This is a genomic window from Avibacterium sp. 20-129, from assembly GCF_026226845.1.
Classification (GTDB): Bacteria; Pseudomonadota; Gammaproteobacteria; order Enterobacterales; family Pasteurellaceae; genus Avibacterium.
Window position 1 is genome coordinate 43,197 of sequence record NZ_JAKKOE010000003.1, and the last position, 21,249, is coordinate 64,445.

The following is a 21,249-nucleotide window of genomic DNA, read 5'->3' on the forward strand; positions in this document are numbered from 1 at the left end:
CCCACGTTAATGATTGAAAAGAAGTTCTTATAACTTATTGCACTTTTTAAGCAGCTATTTATAACAATCAACAATTAAATCTACAAAAAAGTTATTTTTCTTCAAAAAAGGATTGGGAGAAATAGAAAATTTATAACAAGATAAATTATTACCTAAGCAAAATGTTCAAGCTGCTTAACCGTAATAATGTAGCATTCATTAAAGATTTGCCCGATAACCACAATGCTAATGCAACATTGCTTCACATATTTAATGTAGGGGCAGACCGATGTGTCTGCCCGTTTAATGCGTTATCTTATTTAATGTAAGAAAGATTAAGTGCGGTGTTTTTTGGGTAAGTTTTTGTAATGAAAAACAATTGCTACTTAGCTACTTTACTAAATATTCAATTCAAGATGATAATTGGATAATGTACAAAATCGGAAATCATTACTCGGTGCTTTAGGGTTGTTTTTCATTTCAGTGATATACCGTTCAACGAACTTCTTAAAATGACGCGTGATCTTTTTCACATTACCTTGAATATGAAGAAATTCTTGTTTATCTCTAAGTTGAATAGTTTTATTCATAATATCACTATGCAGATCAACAATAACTGCTTTCGTAAAATCAATGCCTTTAAAGCCCCCATTCTCATTTGGTACTGTTTTAAAACAGATTTTGTCATTATCTGGTTGCGGTAAGTTTGTTCTTAATGGCAATGCGAAATTAACGCCCTTAACTTGTACTAATAATACACAATAAGGACGATTGTCTTTCTCAAGTATTTCATTCAGTAAAGGGGCTTTCTCTGTAAAAAAACGTTGTGATAAAAGATCAATTTGTAGATCAAGATGTTTTATTAACATTTTATTAACCGTTCTATATTCCGTATGTGTATTTTATCATTTACCAGAAAATAACAAATTCATAATGCTTGATTTTTTTTTTTTAACTCTTATTATAGAGACGTGGTGCTAGAGTACGCCCACGTTAATAAATACATAGCTCAATAGATGAAATTTGTGGTGCTAGAGTATGCCCACGTTAATAAATACATAGCTCAATAGAAGAAACCTTGCCTAATCGCAAGGTTTTTTTTGTTTTATAGTATGTTTGGGTAGGATGGGCTTTAGCCCACCGTTCGACACAATTTATCCTTTCGGTGGGCTAAAGCCTCCCAACTTAACTGCTTTGTAAAAAAATCAACGTATATTATTGAAAATGGTATATAGGCGGCACATCGGTCCGCCCCTACCTGTGGGATAACACAATCAACGTTTATTTAGATCGTATAATACAAATGAAAATCCCCTCTTAGGAGGGGATTTTCATCTATTTAATGATTTTTGTAAGCGGATAAAATAATTTTCTATGCTTTATCTCGAGATCTTTAAATTCGATAAAACCTAATTTTTTATAAAATAAAAAAGCATTATCATCTTTTGCCTCAACAACTAAAATTGCAGCACCTACATTCGTGTTTTTTATCTTGTACATCGCATCTACAACCAAAAATTTTCCGTATCCTTGCTTTTGAAAATAATCAGCAATGGCTAATCGCCCAATTAACACCCCCGGAATATTAGGGTATGGAATACCTTTAACTCTTTCTTGCGGAATATCTGAAACAGATACAGACAATGCGGATAAGGTGTAGTATCCAATAATGTTGGATTGTTTTTCATCTATAAGTACAAAACATTTTGCCAATCCCTTTTTTACATCTTGAGAAGCATACTGGTAAAAATATTTTTCTAATTCTTTATTACAACAAGAAAAAGTATTTCTCTTAATCTGTAATTCCTCTAAGGGAAGCACTCGTAAATCTTTTAAGTTCTTATTTATCATTTCACTTTAACCTCCTTGGAGGTAGATAAATATTCTTGATACAAATCAAGTGCGTTTTTCATTGATTGATTAGGCTCAAATGGTTTACTTAAACTTTCAATAAGTAATGCTTGATCATTTAATGTTAAATGTAAAACTTGATGCTCTGAAATCGTTTTTTTAGCTTCTTCGTAAGCAACACTCACAACAAAGTCAGTTAATGTTCGCCCTGAAATTGCTGCTGCTTGCTTAATTATTTGATATATATCTAAATTTACTTTAGCTTCCAATCTTGCTTTTGCCATTGCCTTCATCATTTTTCCTCTCCATAAATTAAATCTCTAACAAGAATTATACGGCTGATAGACGTACAAATCAACGAAGATATTGCCAACTCAATCAGTGCAGTAAATCGGCACAGTGATACGGTTCGTTATTCCTAAAAATAGCTTCCCCTCTTTTATAAAGAGGGGAAGAGAAGAATTAAGTGCGGTGATTTTTTCACAAGTTTTTTCTGCACTGTCGCTATTTTTTCTTCGCATATTTAAGCGAGTCAATGGCAACAGCGAAGATGATAATGCTCCCTTTGATAATATATTGCCAGTAAGGGTTTACGCCGATGTAGGTTAAACCATAATTGATGACAGTAAAGATAAGCACGCCGGTAATAACGCCCATTACGGTACCCACCCCACCTGCGAAAGAAACACCTCCCACGACACAAGCTGCAATGGCATCAAGTTCATACATAAAACCAAGGTTATTCGTTGCACTGCCGATACGTCCTGCCTCCAGCATACCACCAAATGCGTAAAATATTCCTGCAATCATATAAATGGCGACAAGGTTACGGGTTACATTCACCCCTGACACACGAGCGGCCTCTGGATTTCCCCCAATAGCAAAAATATTTTTACCAAAACGCGTTTTATTCCATAGCACCCAAACAAAAGCGGCACAAATTGCTGCATAGATGGTGATATAGGATAATTTGAAACTTCCTATTCTGAAAAAACCTTGAGCAAAGGTTGAAAATTGTTCATTAAAACCTGCAATTGGTGATGAGCCAACGGCATCGTAATAAAGCGAGTTGATACCATAAACAATGATCATCGTTCCCATTGTGGCAATAAATGGAGTAACATTCAGGTAAGCAATAACTACACCATTAACCAAGCCAATGATTGCACCAACAAAGCAGACAACTAAAATCACCACAGGAATCGGGATTTCACCTAAATCAGGGAAAACACGGTTCATATTATCCATTGCTTGCAGAAGTGTGGCAGAGATTACCGCAGCCAAGCCCACTTGACGCCCAGCGGATAAGTCGGTTCCCTGTGTAACCAATAAGCCTGCAACACCGAGTGCAATAATTAAACGAACCGAAGATTGGGTCAGAATATTACTGAAATTTCGTAAGCTTAAGAAGCTTGGATCTTGCATAATAATAATACCAAGCAAGACTAAGAGGACAAAATAAATGGCATTTTGTTTGAGGAAATCAAGCGATTTATTCGATTTTAAAGCTGACATAATTCATTTCCTTCTAAATTAGAGATATTTCGCTGCAAGTTGCAGAATTTCTTCTTGTGAGGTTTTGGCGGTTTCGACAATGCCCGCCACTTTTCCGTTACTCATCACTAAAATTCGGTCGGTTACGCCTAACAGTTCGGGCATTTCGGAAGAAATCATAATGATGCCTTTCTCTTTTTTGGCAAGTTCCATAATCAATTGGTAAATTTCAAATTTTGCACCAATATCAATGCCTCGAGTGGGTTCATCAAGCATTAAAATTTCTGGCTGGGTGAGCAACCAACGCCCAATCACCACTTTTTGTTGATTTCCACCAGACAGCGAACCAATGGTGGTTTTGTGTGAAGGGGTTTTCACATTCATTGCATCAATCACCCATTGGGTGTCGCTTTTCATTTTGTTGCCACTTAATAAACCTAATCGACCTAAATAGGATTTCATATTTGAAATCAATGAGTTAAATTCAATATTTAGGTTGGCATAAATGCCCGTAGAGCGACGTTCTTCTGTGACTAAAGCAAAACCATTGTTAATCGCTTCAAGTGCGGTGCGATTTTTCATTGTTTTTCCGTACAATTTAATTTCACCCGCTTTACGTTCGCGTACCCCGAAAATGGTTTCGACAATATCGGTGCGTTTTGCCCCTACAAGCCCTGCAATCCCTAGAATTTCCCCTTTACGAAGCTGAAAACTCACATCTTGAATAGACGGTTGATTGAGAGCAGTGAGATGTTCCACGTCTAAAATGACTTCTTGTGGTGTGTTGGTTTTTGCAGGAAAGCGTTGAGTTAGCTCACGCCCTACCATCATTGCCACAATTTCGTCCATTGTACTGCCTTTGACTGGCACGGTGTTGATCCATTTGCCATCACGCAGAATAGTGATTTCATCGCAAATTTTGAAAATTTCGTCCATTTTGTGCGAAATGTAAATAATCCCACAGCCTCGTGCTTTGAGTTTTTCGATGATTTTAAATAAATGTTCCACTTCTTTTTCTGACAAGGAGGAAGTGGGTTCATCCATAATCACAATTTTTGCGTTGTAAGAAAAAGCCTTTGCAATTTCAATCATTTGCATTTGTGAAACAGAGAGATTTGCCACTTTTTCTTTCGGATCTACATCAATATCCAATTCATCAAAAATCGCTTTGGTATCGTGATACATTTTAGCGTGATCGACAAAAATGCCTTTTAGCGGATAGCGTCCTAACCAAAGATTATCCATTACATTGCGTTGTCGAACTAAATTGAGTTCTTGATGAACCATTGAGATGCCATTTTCTAGCGCTTCTTTTGATGTTTTAAAATTAACAGGTTGATTTAAAAAGAGAATTTCCCCTTCATCTTTGGCATAAATGCCAAATAGGCATTTAAGTAAGGTGGATTTGCCCGCCCCATTTTCTCCCATTAAGGCGTGAACAGAATGTGAACGGACGGTGAGATTTGCCCGATCGAGGGCTTTAACACCGGGGAAGGTTTTACTTACATTGGTCATTGTCAGTAAAATCTCTTGGTGTTGTGGCATTGGTGTATGTTCTTTCATAGCCAACCTCATAGAAAAGGGGAGCCATTCTCCCCTTATATGTAACGCATATTATTTTAGAAATTCATTTAGATTATCTGCATCGACACCCACATAAGGAATACGCACAACCTTACTTTCTAATTTCCATTGTGTGCCTTCTGTCGCGGGTTTTTCGTTAGCTAAGTTATTGGCTAATTGCACCACGGCTTTACCTTGGTTTACGCCATCATTTAACACGGTGCCTGCCATTTCCCCTTTTTTGATCAGTTGCAACACTTCAGGCAGGGCATCCACACCGAAGATCGGTAATTTTTTACCGTGTGCTTTGGTGGCTTCCAATGCACCCATTGCCATACCGTCATTATTAGAAATAATCACTTCAATATCATTCGCTTTAGAGCTGGATAACCACGCGTCCATTTTGTCTTTCGCTAATGCTGCGTCCCACATTCCTGTGTCAATAAAAAGCTGTTCGGTTTCAATGCCATTTTTATTTAATTCTTCAATCACATATTTGGTTCGTGCTTCGGCATCTGGGTGACCGGGTTCACCTTTTAACAGTACATATTGAATTTTACCGTCTTTATTTAAGTCAAAGGCTGGATTAGCTTTCCAGTGCTTGGTGATAAGTTGCCCTTGAATGACGCCTGATTCTTTTGGATCTGTCCCCACATAATAAGCCTGTTCATAACTTCCGATGGCTTTTGCGCCCGGATCTTTATTGAAGAACACCACCGGAATATCCTCCGCTTTTGCTTTGCCAATAATGGTTGGCGCAGCCGCGGGATCCACAAGGTTAATGGCAAGAGCTTTCACCCCTTTAGAGATCAACACATCTACTTGGTCATTTTGCACGGATTGGGCATTTTGTGAATCGTTCATTAATAATTCAACGTCTTTAAGTGTTTTTGCTTCTTTATCAATTTCTTGACGCATTAAAGACATAAAATTATCGTCATATTTGTAAATCGTTACACCAATTCGGTTCACCGCTTGTGCTGTTGTTGCAGCAAGACCTAAGCCCACAGCAAGTGCGGTGGTTTTTAATAGCATTTTTTTCATAGATAGCTCCTTAAATGGATTAAATAATCGCAAAGAGGTTGTGCATACTGCTAAATTTATTTCATACAGCACAAGGATTTGTTATGAAATAAATTCAATAACAGAACAGAGCATAACGAAAAATAATTGTTAAGACTGTGATCCCTCTCACATTAATGGAAACGATTACAAAAAAATGTTTAAAAATGTGACGGTGATCATAAATTAATCACAAGGTTCTGTGGAAAATCGTCTGACTAGGGTTGGATTAAATTGCGTATGAATCGGTGTATTAACGCGGTTATCCACCAAGCTTAACGCTAAGTTAGCCGCATAAGTTGCCATTAAATCAATCGGATAGCGAATGGTGGTAAGTTTAGGGATCAAATAGCGGGCAATGGGCATATCATCAAACCCGATAATGGAAAATTGTTTCGGCACGTTGATATTGTTTTCATTTAATACGGAAATTGCTCCTGCTGCCATTGTATCGTTATAGGCGACGACGGCGGTTAAATCAGAATTGTAACTCAATAAATGGATCATCGCCTGCTCACCCCCTTCAAAATCAGGCGAGCTATGTGCAATACGATGAGTGACGGCGGGTAAATGATATTGTTCAAGGGCATTTAAATAGCCCTGAATACGTTCCGCTTCATCACTGATTTGATGATTAGAACCAATATAGCCAATATTTTTATGCCCAAGGCGAATTAAACTTTCTGTGGCAATAAATGTGCCTTTGGTGTTATCAAGGCTCACACAACGATTTTCATAGTCTTTCACCACGCGATTAATCACCACCATTCCCGCAATGCGACTTAAATATTGGCTTAATTCTTCATCACTCAAGGCTTTGGCGTGAACCACTAAGCAACTACAACGCTTGCGTAGCAAGGTTTCAATAGCACGGCGTTCTTTTTCTGCATTATGATAACCAATACCGATCAAAATACTTTTTTGATGCTGTTCCGCCACTTTATCCACCGCTTTAACTAAAATCGCAAAGAAAGGATCGGTAACATCGGTTACCACCACGCCGATGGTCTCCGTGTTTTGCAGGGCGAGCGCTTGTGCATTCGCATTAGGGTGATAACCCAGTTCCTGCACCGCTTTTTGTACCGCCAGACGGGCTTTCTCACTGGCGGAAGAATGATTATTCAGCACACGAGAAACCGTTGCGACGGAAACCCCCGCCTGTTTTGCCACATCACGAATTGTAATCATCTTCTCCCCTAAAAATGCGAAAAATTTATACCGCACTTATCATATAAAGAATTTTTTCTAATTGAAAACGCTTACTTTAAAAAATGAAAACTCCATCACAAAAAAAGACGACTTATTTCTCAATTTGTGATCTAGTTAATAGTTTATTTTTGGCAATCTGCTATTTTATAGCAGTTTCTTTTTGTAACCGCTTTCATCTTTTTGATAAGGGAGAATAATTATGTCTGAACAATTTGTTGCGGCAGATCATCCACACCGCCGCTATAATCCATTGATTGACCGTTGGGTGCTGGTTTCTCCCCACCGCGCAAAACGTCCGTGGCAAGGTCAGCAAGAGAAAAATGAAGAAGCGCAAAAACCAAGCTATGATCCAGATTGTTATCTTTGTCCGCGCAATAAGCGTATTACGGGTGAGCAAAATCCTGATTATCACAAACCTTTTGTCTTTAAAAATGATTTTTCTGCCTTGTTAGAACAAACACCTAAGCCCGCACCTAGTGATGATCCATTGTTTCAAACCGCCGCGGCAGAAGGGGAAAGTCGTGTCATTTGTTTTTCACCTGATCACAGCAAAACCTTACCCTTACTGAGCGTAGAAGAAATTGCTGATGTAATTGATGTGTGGCAAGCTCAACTCAATGAGCTAGGTCAGCGTTACCATTGGGTACAAATTTTTGAAAACAAAGGGGCGGCAATGGGCTGTTCAAATCCACACCCACACGGGCAAATTTGGGCGAACAGTTTTCTTCCCAATGAAGTGGCGCAGGAAGATCTGGCTCAACAGCGTTATTTTGAAAAATACGGTTCAGTGCTATTGGTGGATTATGTACAACGAGAATTGGCACTGAAAGAACGTATTGTGGTGGAAACCAAACATTGGGTTGCCCTTGTGCCTTATTGGGCGGTATGGCCATTTGAAACCTTATTACTCCCTAAACAACATCGTAAAAATTTTGCACAACTCAGCCCTGAGCAACAGCAAGATTTGGCACTTGCCTTGAAATTGCTGACCACCAAATATGATAATCTGTTTGAAACCTCTTTCCCTTATTCAATGGGTTTTCATTTTGCGCCATTTAACGGCAAAGAAAATGAACATTGGCAACTACACGCCCATTTTTATCCCCCATTATTACGTTCTGCTACGGTGCGAAAATTTATGGTGGGCTATGAAATGCTTGGGGAAAGCCAACGTGATCTCACCGCAGAACAAGCCGCAGAAAGATTACGGGCTTTAAGCGATATTCATTACAAATTACGCTAAATCAAAAGAAGGAGACAATCAATGACCCCACAACAACGTGCAGAACACTTATTTTCTGAAAAATTTCACCGCACTTTTGATCTCCGTGTTTATGCTCCTGGGCGCGTTAATATTATTGGTGAGCATACGGATTACAATGACGGTTTTGTGATGCCTTGCGCCATTAATTATGGCACGGCAGTATGTGGTGCAAAGCGTGATGATAGCTTATTTCGGGTTTATGCCGCTGATCTTGATGCGTTTGATGAATTTGATCTCGCCAAGCCCATTGAAACAAATCCTGCACATAAGTGGACGGGCTATGTGCGTGGGGTGGTGAAATTTATTCAAGCGCAATGTCCTCATTTCCAGCAAGGGGCTGATTTGGTGATTAGTGGTAATGTGCCACTTTCTGCTGGGCTAAGTTCTTCCGCTTCATTGGAAGTGGCTATCGGCAAATTTTGCCAACAGCTTGCCCAGCTTCCGCTTAGCGATACTCAATTGGCGTTGATCGGTCAGCAAGCAGAAAACCAATTCGTTGGAGCGAATTGTGGCAATATGGATCAACTGATTTCTGCCCTTGGGCAAAAAGATCATTTACTGATGATCGATTGCCGCAGTCTTGAAACCCAACCCACGCCTGTACCAAATGATGTAGCTGTGATGATTGTTAATTCTCACGTTAAACACGATTTAGTCGCCGGTGAATACAATACTCGTCGCACACAATGTGAAAAAGCCGCCGCGTTTTTTGGCGTGAAAGCCTTGCGAGATGTGTCAGTGGAACAGTTCAATAAAATGGAAGAAAAACTTACCGCACTTGATCCTATCGTCGCCAAGCGAGCCAAGCACGTTATTACTGAAAATGCCCGTGTGCTTGCTGCGGTTGAGGCTTTAAAACAAGGCGATCTCAGTAAACTGGGGAAATTAATGGCACAATCTCACGAGTCAATGCGTGATGATTTTGAAATTACCGTGCCACAAATTGATTACTTAGTCGAACTCGCTCAACTTGCCGTTGGCAACACAGGCGGGGCGAGAATGACAGGGGGCGGTTTTGGTGGCTGTATTGTGGTGGTTGCGCCACAAGAAAAAGTTGCAGCGGTACGCCAGCTTATTAGCGAAAATTATGAAAAACAAACAGGGCTAAAAGAAGATTTCTATGTTTGCACCGCCTCACAAGGGGTTTCAGTATGTTAAGACAATCGCACACCGGGCTTGCGCCAGATGGCAAGCCCTTTAAGCTATTTACGCTAACCAATCAACAAGGAATGTGCATTCAATTAATGGATTGGGGGGCGACGTGGCTTTCTTGTAAAATCCCCGTGAATAATCAATTACAAGAAGTACTGCTAGGTTGCCATATACAGGATTATCTCACACAGCAAGCCTATTTAGGGGTAACGGTGGGGCGTTATGCTAATCGCATCGCCAATAGTCGCTTTCGCTTAAATGGTAAAACGATTTATCTCAATGCTAATCAAGGCAAACATCAACTTCACGGCGGTAAAGGGTTTGACAAAGGTCGCTGGCAAGTAGAAAAGTGCGGTGATAATTTTGTTCAATTTTCCCTTTTTTCTGCCAATGGCGATCAGGGCTTTGTCGGTAATTTACAGGTGAAGGTGACTTATCGTTTAACTGAAAAAAATCAAGTACGTATTGAATTTGAGGGCATTTGTGATCAAGATACGCCACTTAATTTAACCAACCACGCATATTTTAATTTAGATGATGCCAGCGCTGGCGCAGATGTACGCCAACATTGGTTACAACTTAATAGTGAGCAATTCTTACCGGTTGATCAACAAGGTATTCCGAATGCCCCTCTCAAAGCGGTGCAAGGCACAAGTTTTGATTTTCGCCAAGCAAAAATGATTGCTCAAGATTTTTTACAGCAAGAACAACGACTTACTAAAGGCTACGATCACGCCTTTTTACTCAATGGCACACAGCCTTGTGCCATATTGCATTCTAGTAATCGCCAAATTTCCCTTAGCGTTTCCACCTCGCAGCCAGCGTTACAAATCTACACAGGAAATTATCTGGCTGGCACACCAACTCGTTTAGGGGGAACTTACCAAGATTATCAAGGTATCGCCCTTGAGCCAGAATGTTTGCCTGATACCCCTAATCATCCAGAGTGGCAAAAATACGGTGGAATAAGCAAGAAAAATCAGCCTTATCGGCAGTGGATTGAGTATCAATTTAAGATTAAAAAACTAAGTAGAGGGAGATTAACCGTTCCTGAAATACTATATCGTAAACCTTAAATTCAGTTGGGCAAAACGATTAAAGGGACTAATAGATAAATACCCTCAACCCGCTTTGTTTAGTATGGGAATGCCTGAGAATTGGCATCAAGATAGCTTTTGGGAAAATGCCTTAGAATAAAAAACGTGATAACACTACCGCTCTTTTCTAAGTGCGGTAGTTTTTTCCAAAATACCTCTACAACACCACCATATCATCACGATGTACCGCGACAGCGCCGTATTCATAGCCCAAAATTTGTGGAATCTCTTGTGATTTTTTGCCTTTAATTAAATTTAACGCATCGCTGTTGTAGCGTGGAATTCCAAGGGCAATAACGTTGCCGTTAGGCTGTTGGATTTTTACCACTTCGCCACGAGAAAAACGCCCTTCGATTTGTGCAATGCCTGCTGGAAGTAAAGATTTATGCTGCATTAGCACCGCACTTGTTGCGCCTTCATCAATGATAATCGTGCCTGCTGATGGCGCGGCAAAAAGCCATTGTTTACGGCTTTCAAGGCGATCTGTTTGCACGGTAAATTTGGTGCCAATATTTTCGCCGTAAGCCAGATCCACAATTACATTTGGGCGATTACCCGGTGCAATAATGGTTTCCACGCCTGAACGGGTGGCAACATCTGCGGCGATCACTTTTGTGGACATTCCGCCTGTACCAAGATTTGTGCCACTTCCGCCTGCGATTTGGCGAATCGCATCGGTGATTTTTTCCACCACTGAAAGCAATTTCGCTTGCGGATTGTTTCTTGGATCACTATCAAATAAGCCTTGCTGATCGGTGAGCAAATAAAGTTGTTCAGCTTGTGCCAAAATCGCCACAAGCGCCGATAAATTATCGTTATCACCAACTTTAATCTCGGCGGTGGCTACTGCATCATTTTCATTAATCACGGGAATAATGCCGTTATCTAATAAGGCGTTAAGGGTGTCTCGTGCATTGAGAAAACGCTCGCGATCTTCAATATCGGCTCGACTAAGCAAAATTTGCCCAATATGAACATCGTAAATAGAAAAAAGCTGTTCCCACGTTTGAATAAGCTGGCTTTGCCCCACGGCGGCTAATAATTGTTTTGAGGCAATAGTGGGCGGGAGTTGCGGGTGGTTGAGATAATCTCGTCCTGCCGCCATTGCGCCAGAGGTAACAATGATAATGCGAAAGCCTGCTTGGTGTAGTTGGGTGATTTGTCGTACAATTTCCATCATATGTGGACGATGAAGTTTGGTTGTACCTTGTGTTAAGGTACTTGTGCCAAACTTCACGACAATGGTTTTCTTTTGTTCCATAAGGGAGTTTCCTGTTACTGTTGAATGCGCCAAACCCTATCATTAAATGCGAAAAATTTCATTAAATTTTCACCGCACTTTGTATGATTTAAAACAATTTTTATTACTCAAAACAGGGTATAATAGCATCATTTTTTAATCAACCCAGCGCAATTGAAATGTCAGAACAAAATCATATTGAACGCCAACGTGAAGTAACACGATTATGTATAAAAGTGGCATTAATGCTACTTCAACACGGTGCAGAAAGTGCGGTTGTGGTACAAATGTCGCATAGATTAGGGCGAGCTTTAGGAATGGATAGTGTTGAATGTGCCTTAACGCCGAATGCGGTGATTATTACCACGCTATATCATAATCATTGCATTACCACTGCACGCAAGAATGTGGATCAAGGCATTAATATGCATATTGTTACGGAAGTGCAACGCGTAGTGATTACGGCGGAGCATCGTATTTATGATTTGCACCAAGTAAAAAAGCGCCTTGAGCAAATTAAACCGTTTAAATATAACCGCTCTCTTGTGGTGCTAATGATTGGGTTATCTTGTGCTTGTTTTGCCCATTTATCTGGGGGCGATAGTAGGATTGCGGTGATAACATTTGTTGCTGCTGCAATTGCAATGTTTATTCGTCAATCCCTTGCTCATCGCCATTATAATCCGATCATTGTCTTTTCAATTACCGCCTTTATCGCCTCAATTATTTCAGGAATGGCGTTGAAATATCAATTAGGCAATGATCCGCAAATTGCCCTTGCTTCGAGCGTGCTTTTACTTGTGCCGGGTTTTCCATTGATCAATTCCCTCGCAGATATTCTCAAAGGCCACGTTGGAATGGGCTTAGGGCGTTGGACCATTGCCACCATTCTCACCTTTGGTGCTTGCTTAGGTATTGTCTTTGCCCTTGCACTGTTAAATATTCCCTATTGGGGAGAATTAAAATGACCTTGTTGCTTAATTTATTAGATGATATGTTTTTCGCCGCTATTCCTGCGGTGGGCTTTGCCTTAGTCTTCAATGTTCCCCCTAAGGCATTGAAATATTGTGCAATTTTAGGCGCATTAGGACACGGCTTGCGTACCTTATTGGTGCATTTTGATGTGCCGTTAGTATTTGCGACCTTTGCTGGAGCCAGTTTAATTGGTTTTATTGGCGTGCATTTATCGCATCGCTATCTTGCCCATCCTAAAGTATTTACAGTTGCGGCAATTATCCCGATGATTCCCGGCGTTTATGCCTATAAAGCGATGATCGCGATTGTGCAAATTCACCATTATGGTTTTTCTGATGTGTTATTTGCACAAATGATTGATTATTTTATTAAAACGGGATTTATTCTAGGGGCATTAGTTTTTGGTTTGGCATTGCCGGGCTTATTGTTCTATCGACAAAAACCTGTAATATAATAGCCAAAGCAAAGTAATCAAAAGGAAAGCAAATGACCCTCAGTTTAATTGTGGCAATGACGAAAAATAATGTGATTGGTAAAAATAACCAAATGCCGTGGCACTTGCCTGCCGATCTCGCGTGGTTCCGCCAAAACACGCAGGGCAAACCCGTGATTATGGGGCGGAAAACCTTTGAAAGTATCGGTCGCCCATTACCAAAACGCACCAACATTGTGCTTTCTCGCTCTCCCTTTGAGTACGATGGTGTCATTTGGAAAAGTGATTTTACAAGTGCGATGGATTTTGTGAACGAGTTTCCTGAAATAATGCTGATTGGTGGTGGCGAGTTATTTAAACAATACCTTCCCCACGCAGATAAACTCTATCTTACTGAGATTCAAGCAGAAATTGATGGGGATACATTTTTCCCACAAATTAATTGGGCTGACTGGCAAATTGAATTTGAACAATATCGTCCCGCCGATGAAAATAATTCCTATGATTGCCGATTTTTGATTTTGCAACGGATTAACCGTTTCCGTTCCTAATGAAAAAGGAAGGCTTGCTTGCCTTCCTTCGTTTGTTTAATTGATTTTATACGAATGCATTTTTTCCTATTTTCCGCCTTTTTGCTGACATTTTGGGCAGAAAAAACTATTACGTTGTCCGATGACTAAACTTTCAATTTTTGTACCGCACTTTGGACAAGGCTTGTCTTTATTGCCATAAACTCGCAATGCTTGAGCAAAATACCCCGGGCGACCATCAGGTTGTAAAAAATCTTTTAAGGTTGTGCCACCTTGTTGAATTGCGCTGGCAAGCACTTGTTTAATGGTTTGAACCAACAATTCACATTGCGCTTTAGTCAAATTTTTGGCTAATTTTAGCGGATGTAATCCACATAAAAATAAGGTTTCATTCGCATAAATGTTACCTACACCAACGACTACGGCATTGTCCATTAAGAAAGTTTTAAGTGCGGTCTGTTTTTTGCGAGATTTTTTAAACAGATACTCCCCGCTAAATTCTTCCGACAGGGGTTCGGGGCCAAGTTTCGCAAAAAGGTGGAAATCCGCCAAATTATCCGTATATAGCCACGCCCCAAAACGGCGAGGATCGTTATAACGCAAAACTTTGCCATTATTCATCACAATATCTAAATGATCGTGTTTATCAATGGGGCTATCTTGTGGCACAACACGCAAAGAGCCTGACATTCCTAAATGCCCAATGATTGCCCCTTTTTCAGTATGAATGATTAAATATTTCGCACGACGAGAAAGCTGGCTCACTTTTACTTGCCTAAACTCACTCAATTGCGGACTCACTTCCCAGCGTAATCTAGGGTTACGCACGACAATTCTTTCAATGGTAAACCCTGTCAAATAAGGTGAAATGCCATTTTTGGTCGTTTCAACTTCGGGTAATTCAGGCATTTTTCCTCCTTACGAATGCTATATTGTTCCTAATGGAAATCGCTATAATTAACTAGGTAGATAAATAGAGGCAATCAATAAAAATCCAAGAAACGCAGATAGAAAAAAACCCGAACAAGTCGGGTTTTTCTAATTCATCAAAATCAAATTATTTGATTTTCGCTTCTTTATAAATAACGTGTTTACGCACAACAGGATCAAATTTTTTGATCTCCATTTTTTCTGGCATATTACGTTTATTTTTGGTTGTTGTGTAGAAATGACCGGTTTCAGCTGTTGAAACTAAACGGATTTTTTCACGAGCACCTTTAGCTGCCATTTTTTAGCTCCTTAGATTTTCTCGCCACGAGCACGGATTTCAGCTAACACTGCATCAATGCCTTTTTTATCAATAATACGCATACCTTTCGCTGTTAAGCGTAAAGTTACGAAACGTTTTTCAGACTCAACCCAGAAACGGTGAGTGTGTAAGTTAGGAAGAAAACGACGACGTGTCGCATTCATTGCGTGTGAGCGGTTGTTACCAACTGCTGGACGCTTGCCTGTTACTTGACAGACTCTAGACATATTAATCTCCAATAAATCAAATATAAGCTCGAGCTTAGGGTTCGGATTACTGCAAACTAGGTTTGCAAGCCACCTCGTCAGGTCGCTGTAACCGACCCGCATACTATATTAAAGGTGGCAAATTATACTCACTTTATTTGCTATACTCAAGCCTAAATCACTTAATTAACGCAATAAATGACAAAAAAATCAGCAATTCTGTTACATTGCGCTGGCAAGACTTCTGCTATAACCAACCTTTTTCACTAAAAGAAACATAACAACCTTTACCGATCACAAAATGATCCAGTACCCGAATCTCCACTAATTCTGCCACTTTTTGGATCTTTTCAGTAATGCACCGATCAGAATGGCTCGGCTCTGCAATTCCAGAGGGATGATTATGGGCTAAAATAATCGCTGCCGCATTGCAAAATAATGCTGTTTTCACAATTTCTCTAGGATACACAACGGCACTATTAATTGTTCCTAAAAACATTTCTTCTTTTTTAATTAAACGATGTTGATTATCTAGAAAAAGCACCAAAAAAACCTCCCGCTCTTTATGCTCTAGCTCCGTTTGCAAATACATTCGCACCAGTTCAGGACGGGTAAATGCCTGTGCCATTTCCAATTCTTGTAACAAATAACGCTTTGTCATCTCTGTACTGGCTTGGAGCTGAATAAATTGCGTGATACCTAACCCTTTGACGTTGCAAAAAGCGTGTTGATCCGCACTGATTAATTGCCTTAACGATCCAAAATGTTCAAGAACCAAGCGGGATAATTCCATCACTGAACAATTCTTGATCCCTGTACGTAGAAAAATTGCCAATAATTCACTATCATCAAGGGCTTCTGCACCAAATGTTAATAATTTTTCTCGTGGCATTAAGACGGTCATTTTAATGATGTACTCTTTTCTCTTAAATCAATTTATACTTACTTTTAGCATAGACAACCGCATTGTGATAGGTTTCCCCATCACTTTTGCGATCCTGATCGAAAAATAGGATTTTGTATTAAGGAAAATTACAGTAAAATTAACCGCACTTTTAATTTAAGGATCGCTAATTAATGCAAGATCTTCAAGGAAAACGTATCGTTATCGGCATTACGGGGGGTATTGCCGCATATAAAAGTATTGAACTTATCCGCTTGTTACGCAAAAGCCAAGCAGAAGTACGCGTGGTACTTACCGCAGCAGCGGCTGAATTTGTTACCCCACTCACATTACAAGCAATTTCAGGCAATGCGGTGGCTCAATCACTATTAGATCCTCAAGCTGAGTTAGCGATGGGGCATATTGAACTGGCAAAATGGGCAGACCTTATTGTTATCGCACCCGCTAGTGCAGATTTTATGGCGCGCTTAAATGCAGGAATGGCAAATGATTTACTCTCCACCATTTGCCTTGCAACTGCAGCGCCAATTTTGCTTGCGCCGGCAATGAACCAGCAAATGTTCCGCCAAGCCATCACACAACAAAATTTGACCAATTTAAAAGCCCGTGGTATTGCCACTGTCGGACCAAATAGCGGTGAGCAAGCTTGTGGTGATGTGGGCTTCGGGCGAATGTCAGAACCAGCCGAAATTTACACCGCACTTTATGAGATGCTTCTTCCTAAACAAGATCTCAGCCATTTAACGGTTGCCATTACCGCAGGTCCAACGCGTGAAGCCATTGACCCCGTACGTTATATTAGCAATCACAGCTCAGGAAAAATGGGCTTTGCTATTGCCGAAGACTTTGCCAAACGAGGCGCAAAAGTAAAATTAATTGCAGGGCCGGTCAATTTGTCCACGCCTGCGCAAGTAGAACGAATTGATGTCATTTCTGCTCAAGAAATGGCGGATGTTACCCTTTCACTTGCACCACAAGTGGATATTTTCATTGGCTGTGCAGCCGTAGCAGATTACCGCGTAGCCCAGATCGCCGATCAAAAAATAAAGAAAACGGCTGGAAATGATATGCTCACCTTAGAATTGGTGAAAAACCCTGATATTATTGCCGCTGTGGCTGCACTCACTGAGAACCGTCCTTTTGTGGTAGGATTTGCCGCAGAAACGCAAAATGTTGCCCAATATGCACAGGATAAATTAGTGCGTAAAAATTTGGATCTGATCTGCGCAAATGATGTTTCTGATGGAAAAGGCTTTAATGGTGATGATAACCAACTTCAGCTTTTCTGGCGTGACGGTAACCAACCATTACCACACAGCAGTAAAAAAGAGTTGGCACGGCAACTCACTCAATATATTGTGGAACGATTTTACGCTCAGTTTGAACGAAAGGAATAAACAAAAAAATGAAAAAGATTGATGTAAAAGTTTTAGATAGCCGAATTGGCACGCAATTTCCCTTGCCAGCTTATGCCACAAGCGGTTCTGCCGGCTTAGATCTGCGTGCGTTGGTGGAAGAAAGTTTTGAAATCCAACCGGGTGAAACGAAACTCATCCCAACAGGGCTGTCTATTTATATTGCCGATCCTAATCTTGCTGCCGTCATTTTACCTCGTTCAGGACTGGGGCATAAACACGGTATTGTACTGGGTAATTTAGTTGGTCTCATTGATTCTGATTATCAAGGCCCTTTAATGGTTTCAATGTGGAACCGTGGTGATCAACCTTTCAAGGTGGAAGTGGGAGATCGCATTGCACAACTTGTGTTCGTTCCTGTGGTGCAAGCAGAATTTAACGTTGTGAATGATTTTGAACAGACAGAACGTGGCGAAGGCGGATTTGGGCATTCGGGTAAGCAATAGAGGGAATATGGTAGAAGAACAATTAGAAATTGCGGGGATTGAGCCAGCGCCCATCACAGAAAAGCACACCACGACACAACGTACAGAAAAAATAACGAAAAGTGATAAACGTAGTGTTAAAGAACGCCGTTTACAAGTCCTCACCGTGCTGACCCATATGCTTCATTCCGAACGTGGAATGGAACGGATGACAACGGCTCGCCTTGCCCAAGAAGTCGGTGTTTCGGAGGCGGCGCTCTATCGCTATTTCCCAAGTAAAACCAAAATGTTTGAAGCCTTGATTGATAATTTAGAAAGTAATTTATTTAGCCGCATCAACCATTCAATCAAAAATGAAACAAACACGATGAACCGTGTGCGAGATATTATGCAAATGATTTTAGATTTTGCACGTAAAAACCCCGGGCTTACTCGTATTCTTACCGGACACGCCTTGATGTTTGAAGATCCGCTCCTACAAGCACGCGTTGCGCAATTTTTTGATCGTTTAGAATTTCAATTTGTGAATATTTTACAAATGCGAAAATTACGCGAAGGAAAAGGGTTTCATCTCGATGAACGGATTATTGCCTCTTACCTTGTTAATCTGTGTGAAGGACAATTTATGCGTTATGTTCGTTCTAACTTTCGCCATCATTCTAGTCAAAATTTTGAACAGCAATGGAAACTTATCGCGGTACACTTTGCATAATAACAATTTTTAGGTAATATGATGATTATTCCTTGGCAAGATTTAGAAGAAGAAACGCTCATTAATATTGCAGAAAGTTTCATTCTGCGTGAAGGGACAGATTACGGTGAACAGGAGCTTTCCCTCCAACAGAAAACGCAAAACTTGCTGACCAAAATACGTCAAGGAACGGCTGTAATTGTTTGGTCGGAATTACACGAATCCATTGATATTAAAGATAAAATGGAATTTCTTAAATCATAGATGATAAATGTAGGAGGACACCGTGCAAGAACAACATACTCCGCCAATGGATCCAACCTTAGAATGGTTTTTATCTCATTGCCATATCCATAAATATCCAACCAAAAGTTCAATTATTCACGCGGGTGAAAAAGCAGAAACGCTTTATTATCTCATCAAAGGCTCTGTGGCTATTTTAGTCAAAGATGAAGATGGTAAAGAGATGATCCTTACTTACCTAAATCAAGGCGATTTCTTTGGCGAAGCAGGATTATTTGAAGAAGGTCAAGAACGTTCAGCTTGGGTAAAAACAAAAATGACGTGTGAAGTGGCAGAAATTTCTTACAAGAAATTCCGCCAGCTTATTCAAGTAAATCCTGAAATTTTAATGTATTTATCCGGTCAGCTTGCTCGTCGTTTACAAAATACCTCAAGACAAGTTCGCAATCTTGCTTTCCTTGATGTGGCAGGGCGTATTGCACAAACCTTGCTAAACCTCGCTAAAATGCCAGATGCAATGACTCACCCAGAAGGAATGCAGATCAAAATTACTCGCCAAGAAATTGGTCAAATGGTCGGCTGTTCCCGTGAAACCGTTGGGCGAATTTTAAAAATGCTGGAAGACCAACATCTTATTTCAGCTCACGGCAAAACGATTGTGGTTTATCACTCCAGATAAAAATCTCCATCAAAGAAAAGAGCGGTGTAAAAATGCTGAATTTTCCACCGCTCTTACTCTTTCTATTGCTTTACTAATGCTTATTACCAAATGGCGGTTTGGCAAACCACACCACGATAAAAAGCAACATAAACATTATCGCAGACAACCAGAAAATCTCATTTGCGCCAATAATAAATCCTTGCGCTGTGATGGTTCTTGCGAGAGACATTGAGGTTTGCGTTTCGCTCAAACCTAGCTCTGCCATTGTGTTGTAATAAGCTTGGGCGTTGAGATTATAAGGATTGATCGCTTCGGTAAATTGCGTGTGATGTATTGCCTCACGGTTATACCATAAGAAAGTGGTCAGCGAAGTACCAATTGAACCTGCAAGGGTTCGTAAAAAATTAAACAAGCTCGAGGCCGACGCCATTTTTTCTGCGGGTAAACCGGATAAGGTAATGGTGGTGAGCGGCATAAAAAAGCAAGCTACAGCGATTCCTTGGATAAGCTGTGGTAATGCTACATCAGCAAAGGTCATTGAAGGCTCAAAAGTAACGGCACGCCAATGGAAAGTTAAGGCATACACCATAAAACTGATCGTAACTAAAATTCGCATATCAATTTTGTAGCCAAAACGCCCAATAATAGGCGAAAGTAGAATGGGGAATAATCCTACTGGGGCGGCGGCAAGCCCTGCCCAAGTGGCGGTATAGCCATAAACTTGTTGTAATAAGAGTGGAATTAGGACGACTGAACCAAGATAAATCAAAAATGCAAGGCTAGTACACAAACAGCCCACACTAAAATTACGTGATTTAAATAAGGAAATATCCACAACAGGGTTATCCTCAGTCAATTCCCAAATAATTAAGGCAATTAATGCAATGGCAGAAATCACAGTAAGCACGACAATTTCAGTAGAATTAAACCAATCTTGCTCACGCCCTTGGTCAAGCATTAATTGTAAACAACCCACGCCGATAACAAGCAAAATTAATCCCATCATATCAATAGGCTGCTGATAAGTTTTGGTTTCTCGCTTAGCTAAAATTTTCCAACTTAGAAAAATGACACACAATCCAATCGGCACGTTAATAAAGAAAATCCACCCCCAGTGTAGATTATCACTAATCCAACCACCTAAAATTGGACCAAAAATAGGTGCAACAACCACCGTCATTGACCAGAATGCTAATGCCATACTGCGTTTTTGCGGGGGATAGTTGTTCAGTAATAAACTTTGGGAAAGTGGGATAATTGGCCCTGCCGCAAGTCCTTGAAAAATACGGCATAAGATCAACATTTCTAAACTATGAGAAATACCACATAGCCAAGAAGCAAGCACAAATAAGCCAGTAGCAATTAAAAACAAGCGCACTTCGCCAAAACGTTTTGCAAGCCAGCCTGTAATGGGAATTGAAACGGCATTTGCAACCCCAAAGGAAGTAATGACCCAAGTACCTTGACTAAACGATGCCCCCAGATCGCCTGCAATCGTCGGGATTGCCACATTGGCAATGGTCGAATCTAACACTTGCATAAAGGTAGCAAGGGAAAGCGCAATCGTCATTACTGCCAGTGCGGCACCTTGAACAGGTTTTTGCAT

The 21,249-nt window shown here is 40.4% G+C and carries 24 protein-coding genes; 11 read left to right on the forward strand and 13 right to left on the reverse strand.

Going from position 1 to position 21,249, the window contains the following annotated elements; translation table 11 throughout:
* Window positions 1–377: 377 nt before the first annotated feature.
* The 7 genes from tenpIN to L5B90_RS09650 all read right to left on the reverse strand — a co-directional run bounded on the left by tenpIN (window position 378) and on the right by L5B90_RS09650 (window position 7,137).
* Window positions 378–848 (reverse strand): type III toxin-antitoxin system TenpIN family toxin, encoded by a 471-nt coding sequence (gene tenpIN / locus L5B90_RS09620; protein WP_265762783.1) that lies wholly within the window; start codon window positions 846–848, stop codon window positions 378–380.
* 466 nt (window positions 849–1,314) lie between these two features.
* Complete coding sequence (locus tag L5B90_RS09625; RefSeq protein ID WP_250363592.1) at window positions 1,315–1,830, reverse strand: GNAT family N-acetyltransferase; 516 nt, start codon at window positions 1,828–1,830, stop codon at window positions 1,315–1,317.
* A complete protein-coding gene (locus tag L5B90_RS09630) occupies window positions 1,827–2,126 on the reverse strand; it encodes a type II toxin-antitoxin system TacA family antitoxin (protein ID WP_250351582.1) in 300 nt (99 codons plus the stop codon). Before L5B90_RS09630 ends, L5B90_RS09625 begins: the two co-directional genes overlap by 4 nt.
* Window positions 2,127–2,334: 208 nt before the next feature.
* The gene (mglC, locus tag L5B90_RS09635; protein ID WP_250351581.1) at window positions 2,335–3,345 is read right to left on the reverse strand and encodes a galactose/methyl galactoside ABC transporter permease MglC; all 1,011 of its coding nucleotides are present in this window, start codon (window positions 3,343–3,345) and stop codon (window positions 2,335–2,337) included.
* 18 nt (window positions 3,346–3,363) lie between these two features.
* The gene (gene mglA, locus L5B90_RS09640) at window positions 3,364–4,869 is read right to left on the reverse strand and encodes a galactose/methyl galactoside ABC transporter ATP-binding protein MglA (protein ID WP_442778776.1); all 1,506 of its coding nucleotides are present in this window, start codon (window positions 4,867–4,869) and stop codon (window positions 3,364–3,366) included.
* Window positions 4,870–4,938: 69 nt separating this feature from the next.
* A complete protein-coding gene (mglB, locus tag L5B90_RS09645; RefSeq protein ID WP_250363594.1) occupies window positions 4,939–5,931 on the reverse strand; it encodes a galactose/glucose ABC transporter substrate-binding protein MglB in 993 nt (330 codons plus the stop codon).
* Between the two features lie 204 nt (window positions 5,932–6,135).
* Complete coding sequence (locus L5B90_RS09650; RefSeq protein WP_265762784.1) at window positions 6,136–7,137, reverse strand: substrate-binding domain-containing protein; 1,002 nt, start codon at window positions 7,135–7,137, stop codon at window positions 6,136–6,138.
* Window positions 7,138–7,357: 220 nt separating this feature from the next.
* Here L5B90_RS09650 and galT point away from each other — a divergent pair, with 220 nt between their 5' ends.
* From galT to galM, 3 genes are read left to right on the forward strand one after another with little or no spacing between them, the layout of a single operon-like run.
* Entirely contained in the window at window positions 7,358–8,401 is a 1,044-nt protein-coding gene (gene galT / locus L5B90_RS09655) for a galactose-1-phosphate uridylyltransferase (protein ID WP_265762785.1), read from the forward strand.
* Window positions 8,402–8,422: 21 nt separating this feature from the next.
* Complete coding sequence (gene galK, locus L5B90_RS09660) at window positions 8,423–9,580, forward strand: galactokinase (RefSeq protein ID WP_250363597.1); 1,158 nt, start codon at window positions 8,423–8,425, stop codon at window positions 9,578–9,580.
* Window positions 9,574–10,650 (forward strand): galactose-1-epimerase, encoded by a 1,077-nt coding sequence (gene galM, locus L5B90_RS09665; RefSeq protein WP_250363598.1) that lies wholly within the window; start codon window positions 9,574–9,576, stop codon window positions 10,648–10,650. The genes galK and galM overlap by 7 nt, the downstream gene beginning before the upstream one ends.
* 178 nt (window positions 10,651–10,828) lie before the next feature.
* Here the strand turns inward: galM and proB are convergent, their stop codons facing one another.
* A complete protein-coding gene (gene proB, locus L5B90_RS09670; protein WP_265762786.1) occupies window positions 10,829–11,932 on the reverse strand; it encodes a glutamate 5-kinase in 1,104 nt (367 codons plus the stop codon).
* A 158-nt stretch (window positions 11,933–12,090) separates the two neighbouring features.
* On the opposite strand from proB, the gene L5B90_RS09675 reads away from it, so the two are divergent.
* From L5B90_RS09675 to folA, 3 genes are read left to right on the forward strand one after another with little or no spacing between them, the layout of a single operon-like run.
* On the forward strand, window positions 12,091–12,879 hold the full coding sequence (locus tag L5B90_RS09675; protein WP_250363600.1) for a threonine/serine ThrE exporter family protein: 789 nt from the start codon (window positions 12,091–12,093) through the stop codon (window positions 12,877–12,879).
* Window positions 12,876–13,340: a threonine/serine exporter family protein gene (locus tag L5B90_RS09680; RefSeq protein ID WP_250351572.1), complete on the forward strand. Its 465-nt coding sequence runs from the start codon at window positions 12,876–12,878 to the stop codon at window positions 13,338–13,340. The genes L5B90_RS09675 and L5B90_RS09680 overlap by 4 nt, the downstream gene beginning before the upstream one ends.
* A gap of 32 nt (window positions 13,341–13,372) precedes the next feature.
* Entirely contained in the window at window positions 13,373–13,870 is a 498-nt protein-coding gene (gene folA / locus L5B90_RS09685; RefSeq protein ID WP_265762787.1) for a type 3 dihydrofolate reductase, read from the forward strand.
* Between the two features lie 66 nt (window positions 13,871–13,936).
* On the opposite strand, the gene mutM is transcribed toward folA, so the two are convergent.
* The 4 genes from mutM to radC form a co-directional block, all read right to left on the reverse strand.
* Entirely contained in the window at window positions 13,937–14,758 is an 822-nt protein-coding gene (gene mutM / locus L5B90_RS09690; protein ID WP_265762788.1) for a bifunctional DNA-formamidopyrimidine glycosylase/DNA-(apurinic or apyrimidinic site) lyase, read from the reverse strand.
* A gap of 148 nt (window positions 14,759–14,906) precedes the next feature.
* On the reverse strand, window positions 14,907–15,077 hold the full coding sequence (gene rpmG, locus L5B90_RS09695) for a 50S ribosomal protein L33 (protein WP_005542835.1): 171 nt from the start codon (window positions 15,075–15,077) through the stop codon (window positions 14,907–14,909).
* A gap of 11 nt (window positions 15,078–15,088) precedes the next feature.
* A complete protein-coding gene (gene rpmB, locus L5B90_RS09700; protein ID WP_011608297.1) occupies window positions 15,089–15,325 on the reverse strand; it encodes a 50S ribosomal protein L28 in 237 nt (78 codons plus the stop codon).
* 226 nt (window positions 15,326–15,551) lie between these two features.
* Window positions 15,552–16,208, reverse strand: a complete 657-nt coding sequence (gene radC, locus L5B90_RS09705; protein WP_265762789.1) for a RadC family protein — start codon at window positions 16,206–16,208, stop codon at window positions 15,552–15,554.
* Window positions 16,209–16,381: 173 nt separating this feature from the next.
* Here radC and coaBC point away from each other — a divergent pair, with 173 nt between their 5' ends.
* The 5 genes from coaBC to crp all read left to right on the forward strand — a co-directional run bounded on the left by coaBC (window position 16,382) and on the right by crp (window position 19,661).
* Window positions 16,382–17,605 (forward strand): bifunctional phosphopantothenoylcysteine decarboxylase/phosphopantothenate--cysteine ligase CoaBC, encoded by a 1,224-nt coding sequence (coaBC, locus tag L5B90_RS09710; protein WP_265762790.1) that lies wholly within the window; start codon window positions 16,382–16,384, stop codon window positions 17,603–17,605.
* A gap of 8 nt (window positions 17,606–17,613) precedes the next feature.
* Window positions 17,614–18,069: a dUTP diphosphatase gene (gene dut / locus L5B90_RS09715; protein ID WP_250351568.1), complete on the forward strand. Its 456-nt coding sequence runs from the start codon at window positions 17,614–17,616 to the stop codon at window positions 18,067–18,069.
* Window positions 18,070–18,160: 91 nt separating this feature from the next.
* Window positions 18,161–18,760: a nucleoid occlusion factor SlmA gene (gene slmA, locus L5B90_RS09720; protein ID WP_265762977.1), complete on the forward strand. Its 600-nt coding sequence runs from the start codon at window positions 18,161–18,163 to the stop codon at window positions 18,758–18,760.
* Between the two features lie 21 nt (window positions 18,761–18,781).
* Window positions 18,782–19,003, forward strand: coding sequence for a YheU family protein (locus L5B90_RS09725; RefSeq protein WP_250351642.1), 222 nt, complete (start codon window positions 18,782–18,784; stop codon window positions 19,001–19,003).
* Between the two features lie 22 nt (window positions 19,004–19,025).
* Entirely contained in the window at window positions 19,026–19,661 is a 636-nt protein-coding gene (crp, locus tag L5B90_RS09730) for a cAMP-activated global transcriptional regulator CRP (RefSeq protein ID WP_265748352.1), read from the forward strand.
* A 73-nt stretch (window positions 19,662–19,734) separates the two neighbouring features.
* On the opposite strand, the gene L5B90_RS09735 is transcribed toward crp, so the two are convergent.
* Window positions 19,735–21,249 (reverse strand): DHA2 family efflux MFS transporter permease subunit, encoded by a 1,515-nt coding sequence (locus L5B90_RS09735; protein WP_250363606.1) that lies wholly within the window; start codon window positions 21,247–21,249, stop codon window positions 19,735–19,737.

Bases quoted from the DNA above. Each gene is read 5' to 3' on its own strand.
- mglB (WP_250363594.1), bottom strand. From the start codon at position 5,931: ATGAAAAAAATGCTATTAAAAACCACCGCACTTGCTGTGGGCTTAGGT.
- folA (WP_265762787.1), top strand. From the start codon at position 13,373: ATGACCCTCAGTTTAATTGTGGCAATGACGAAAAATAATGTGATTGGT.
- radC (WP_265762789.1), bottom strand. From the start codon at position 16,208: ATGACCGTCTTAATGCCACGAGAAAAATTATTAACATTTGGTGCAGAA.
- mutM (WP_265762788.1), bottom strand. From the start codon at position 14,758: ATGCCTGAATTACCCGAAGTTGAAACGACCAAAAATGGCATTTCACCT.
- galT (WP_265762785.1), top strand. From the start codon at position 7,358: ATGTCTGAACAATTTGTTGCGGCAGATCATCCACACCGCCGCTATAAT.
- dut (WP_250351568.1), top strand. From the start codon at position 17,614: ATGAAAAAGATTGATGTAAAAGTTTTAGATAGCCGAATTGGCACGCAA.
- rpmB (WP_011608297.1), bottom strand. From the start codon at position 15,325: ATGTCTAGAGTCTGTCAAGTAACAGGCAAGCGTCCAGCAGTTGGTAAC.
- L5B90_RS09725 (WP_250351642.1), top strand. From the start codon at position 18,782: ATGATTATTCCTTGGCAAGATTTAGAAGAAGAAACGCTCATTAATATT.
- galK (WP_250363597.1), top strand. From the start codon at position 8,423: ATGACCCCACAACAACGTGCAGAACACTTATTTTCTGAAAAATTTCAC.
- L5B90_RS09630 (WP_250351582.1), bottom strand. From the start codon at position 2,126: ATGATGAAGGCAATGGCAAAAGCAAGATTGGAAGCTAAAGTAAATTTA.
- proB (WP_265762786.1), bottom strand. From the start codon at position 11,932: ATGGAACAAAAGAAAACCATTGTCGTGAAGTTTGGCACAAGTACCTTA.
- coaBC (WP_265762790.1), top strand. From the start codon at position 16,382: ATGCAAGATCTTCAAGGAAAACGTATCGTTATCGGCATTACGGGGGGT.
- rpmG (WP_005542835.1), bottom strand. From the start codon at position 15,077: ATGGCAGCTAAAGGTGCTCGTGAAAAAATCCGTTTAGTTTCAACAGCT.
- L5B90_RS09625 (WP_250363592.1), bottom strand. From the start codon at position 1,830: ATGATAAATAAGAACTTAAAAGATTTACGAGTGCTTCCCTTAGAGGAA.
- L5B90_RS09675 (WP_250363600.1), top strand. From the start codon at position 12,091: ATGTCAGAACAAAATCATATTGAACGCCAACGTGAAGTAACACGATTA.
- tenpIN (WP_265762783.1), bottom strand. From the start codon at position 848: ATGTTAATAAAACATCTTGATCTACAAATTGATCTTTTATCACAACGT.
- L5B90_RS09680 (WP_250351572.1), top strand. From the start codon at position 12,876: ATGACCTTGTTGCTTAATTTATTAGATGATATGTTTTTCGCCGCTATT.
- mglC (WP_250351581.1), bottom strand. From the start codon at position 3,345: ATGTCAGCTTTAAAATCGAATAAATCGCTTGATTTCCTCAAACAAAAT.
- mglA (WP_442778776.1), bottom strand. From the start codon at position 4,869: ATGCCACAACACCAAGAGATTTTACTGACAATGACCAATGTAAGTAAA.
- galM (WP_250363598.1), top strand. From the start codon at position 9,574: ATGTTAAGACAATCGCACACCGGGCTTGCGCCAGATGGCAAGCCCTTT.
- L5B90_RS09650 (WP_265762784.1), bottom strand. From the start codon at position 7,137: ATGATTACAATTCGTGATGTGGCAAAACAGGCGGGGGTTTCCGTCGCA.
- L5B90_RS09735 (WP_250363606.1), bottom strand. From the start codon at position 21,249: ATGCAAAAACCTGTTCAAGGTGCCGCACTGGCAGTAATGACGATTGCG.